General features: G+C 55.5%; 4 protein-coding genes. All 4 read left to right on the top strand.

Going from position 1 to position 3,502, the window contains the following annotated elements:
* Positions 1 to 1,411 precede the first annotated feature (1,411 nt).
* The 4 genes from JNN07_19530 (at position 1,412) to JNN07_19515 (ending at position 3,363) form a co-directional block, all read left to right on the top strand.
* Complete coding sequence (locus JNN07_19530; GenBank protein ID MBL9169937.1) at positions 1,412 to 1,765, top strand: hypothetical protein; 354 nt, start codon at positions 1,412 to 1,414, stop codon at positions 1,763 to 1,765.
* Between the two features lie 136 nt (positions 1,766 to 1,901).
* Positions 1,902 to 2,366, top strand: a complete 465-nt coding sequence (locus tag JNN07_19525) for a hypothetical protein (GenBank protein MBL9169936.1) — start codon at positions 1,902 to 1,904, stop codon at positions 2,364 to 2,366.
* Between the two features lie 111 nt (positions 2,367 to 2,477).
* Positions 2,478 to 2,894, top strand: coding sequence for an SMI1/KNR4 family protein (locus JNN07_19520; GenBank protein MBL9169935.1), 417 nt, complete (start codon positions 2,478 to 2,480; stop codon positions 2,892 to 2,894).
* Positions 2,895 to 3,006: 112 nt separating this feature from the next.
* Positions 3,007 to 3,363 (top strand): hypothetical protein, encoded by a 357-nt coding sequence (locus JNN07_19515; protein MBL9169934.1) that lies wholly within the window; start codon positions 3,007 to 3,009, stop codon positions 3,361 to 3,363.
* Positions 3,364 to 3,502: the final 139 nt, after the last annotated feature.

Below are 3,502 nucleotides of genomic sequence, written 5' to 3'. Positions count from 1 at the left end.
CAAAGCCTTAAAGCCATCTGCCTCGGTCTCGTGGCGACTGCCCTATTGATCTGGGTGTTGTGGCCTGCACCACGACGTTCGTCGTCATCCGTCCCAGATGCGGAGCAGCTTGATCAGAAGAATCAGCGAGATGTGAGCTTTGTGTTGGGTTTCTACACTGGTCTACCAGGCGCCGCAGTAGCTAAGTATGCACTCAGTCGTCTTGAGGAGGGCCACGGTCGGAAGGCGACACCTGGGGAGATCGGATTTGTAGTCGGACTTATTGTTTCATGGGCTTGGTGACATCGACTCTCCTAACGAGATCGTCGACTGAACCTCCGCCAGCATCGGGATTCCGGACCTCATGACCATCACTGTATCAGCCACTTCGTCGATCGCCCTCTTATGGCGGCGGTCAGTCACGATTGGACGTTCGGCTTAAGAGCATGCCCCTTCCGACCACCCTCAAAGAGTTGGCATTCTGCTCCATTGTTTTGGCCATTGGAGTCGGGCTTTTTGTCTTGGGGAACCTCGTGCTGGGTCACCGAGAGGGAGGGCGTCGAGCTGTGCTGCTGGGGTGTGCCGCTAGTTTAGGATTTTTGGGTTGGACCATTGGTCGCTATTTCTGGGACGATTTTCGTGCGAATCAGTATCCAGAAGCACTGCTACTTTGTGTGGGTTGTGTATTTGGCGCTGGAGGGATCGTGTTGATTGGAGTTTCAGTATTCGGATCTGACCGAAAGGTCCGAGAGTATTTCGACGCTGTTCTTGGCGGATTGTAAAAATGCCGAACAAGATGCTCCACACGAACCGCCGCCGTCCTCCGATGGTCTGGTGCCCTTTCAATTTACGGACGCTGGATTCGCTGCCAGCGCCTTCTTACGACGGCGGTCGGTGAGCGTTTGCGTTGGACTGCAAATGAGCCGATGACGAAAGGCATGTGGTGAAATCATTCTTCGTGATCATGTTGATAGCGTCAGTTGTATCAGTGCCCTATGGAATATGGACAGGGATTGTTGCCACATCTCACAACCAATATCGAGGCCGTCACGATCTTCTGGACACAAGCAGGCAGCAGCCAGACCATCTCAGCCCGCATCTCGGTCTTACACCAAAGGAGCTAGCACAATGCGACCCTTATGTTGCGGATGCTTATGAGCGGTCAGTCCACGATGGATACAAATTGGGTGCTTTCCATTCCCGACTGGGCGGTCAATGTCTCATCCTTTCAGCTTTCCTTTTTATAACCAGTCTTTTAGGTATCCGCGCCATTAGTAAGGCTGGCGCAAAGTCCAACAAGCCCACTCGATCCAACAGCCCTTAGCCTTCGAGTTTTTTACATGATTACCGTTCCCGGATCCCTGGTTTCGTCCGAGCTGGTTCTCGGTCGGCGGGCTGTGGCTCAGTGGGGACGTTGGCTCGAAACAAGATCATGAGCGCATTTGAGATACCTTCGATATTCCCCTTGGAGATCACTGACACCGAGCGTGAGTTGGGCTTCGTGACCATGGAGATCTCGTTGGCGGGCTTTACCGCCGGCCAAAGCGATACCACATTCCGACTCGTGGCTCGTCGCTTGTCTGACTCAGACGTCGCACTTAAAATGGTGCACAACGGACAGATACGCTATCGACTGACCCGCCACGGATACCGCAAGTTCCTAGGATTGCGGCTTCCCTGGATCAAGCCAAAGTGGCACTCCCTCGCAACAGAATTGTTTGATGAGGCTACTGTTGACTCAAGCGGAGTGGTGTCGGACGTGGTTCCCGTTGCGCACGGGGGCTGAGAGCCAACAAGCCCACTCGATCCAACAGCCCTTAGCCTCCGAGTTTTTCACATGATTACCGTTCCTGCATCCCTGGTTTCGTCCGAGTTCATTCTCGAGCGGCGGGCTGTGGCTCAGTGGTTTCGTTAGCTCTGACATGGCATATTACTTGAGTCAGGATCGAGAGGCGGACGTATTCGGGGCGTATCGTCGGTATCAACATTACCTGCACGAGAACCGCAGTGGATTCCCACCCGGCGCATACGAGCTCGCAACGGCGGAATGGTGGCAGGACCCGCGGGATCACAAGTGCCCCCACGATTCTTGGTTGGAGAAGGTAGTGATTTCTGAAATCGGGCGTGGCGAGCGGAGCGAGCTTCGTCACACGGGCATTCAAGTAAGACTTTTCGGAGCTTATCACGACGGGTTCATCGAGCTGCAATATCCGATTGTCTACCGTTACTCTCTGAATGCCCTAGGTTCGGCCGACGGGTTAGGAGATTGGCTTTGTGACGAGTTCACACTTTCCTCCGAGAATCACCTCGTCCATGAGATTGAATGGGAGCGTGGGCGTTGGATTATTGAGGCATCGGACATCGCGTTTCGATGGATACCCGCATGACCGGAGCTAACCAGCCTACTCCGGCGAACGCGCCGACAGCATCCAGGTTTCAGGTTGAGCGTCTATACCGGCGCGTCCCTGAGTAGTTTCGTTAGCCTGCTCGACCACGTCATGCTTTCACCGGACGCCAAACAGAAGATTCAGGAGCACATCGTAGCGATGCCGGAGTCGTTGCGTCGAGAGCCGGCCACAGAGGAGGAGTTGCGCGAGTTCGAGGCGAGTTACGGCGCGATTCCATCAGACTATCGTTGGTTTCTTCTCGCATGCGGTGGCGGTCATTTCGGAGCGGAGGAGGTGGACGACATCGTTCACCTCACCAAGAGTCACGCCAAGTTTCGTCGGGAGTTTGGCCCACCACGCGGTTGGACGATGCGGGACGTTTTCATCATTGGTTGGGACGGCGCAGGCAATCCGTTCGGCATAGAGGCAGCCAGCGGCCGAGTGGTTGTCGAGGACCACAACTTCGGTGGCATCCACGAGCTCGCGCCAAGTCTTGAGGAGTTCATGCTGAGAGGACTATGGAGATGAGATATTCACAGGCTAACGAGGCTACTCCAGTGAACGCGCCGACAGCACCTGGGTTTCAGGTTGAGCGTCCATACCGGCGCGTCCCTGAGCAGTTTCGTTAGGCCGTTCCACCATGTCCAAGCATCAAGACATCCTTATCTCCACGAGCATTCTCGTGAAAGCGCCGTGCGACGAGGCGCGGATGCGCGAGTTACGCGACCGTATCGCTACTCGCATCCAGCGGGCGGTTGAGCGGGCGGTGGCGTCGGAGTCTGTGGAGTGGAGTCGCGAGTCCACGACGTTTCACTATCTGGAGAGTTCAGCCGCTGGCGCAAAGAACGCGCGCCGCTGCTCTTACTGTTCTTCTTGGGCGACTGACCGGACTCAGCTCGACGCGATTGATGGTTTGATGCCTGGCTGTGAGCTGGACGGTCGTTGGGTTTGCGACCAGTGTATTGAGCGTCATGAACAGTCCACACCAACGGCCTAACAACCAAAGGAATGTAGAGCAGCCGAGAGCTGAAGAATGAGAGGTGTTGGGAGAGTTGGGATGGAGTGAAGGGAGAGGCTGCTCTCGGATGCTTTACATTCCCGGGTTGGACGCAGCCTCTGCGCGCGAACTTGCCAAT

It is taken from the genome of Verrucomicrobiales bacterium (genome assembly GCA_016793885.1).
Taxonomy (GTDB): domain Bacteria; phylum Verrucomicrobiota; class Verrucomicrobiia; order Limisphaerales; family UBA11320; genus UBA11320.
Note: the sequence above shows the minus strand (reverse complement) of the source record. Positions and strands in the feature narration are given on the sequence as shown.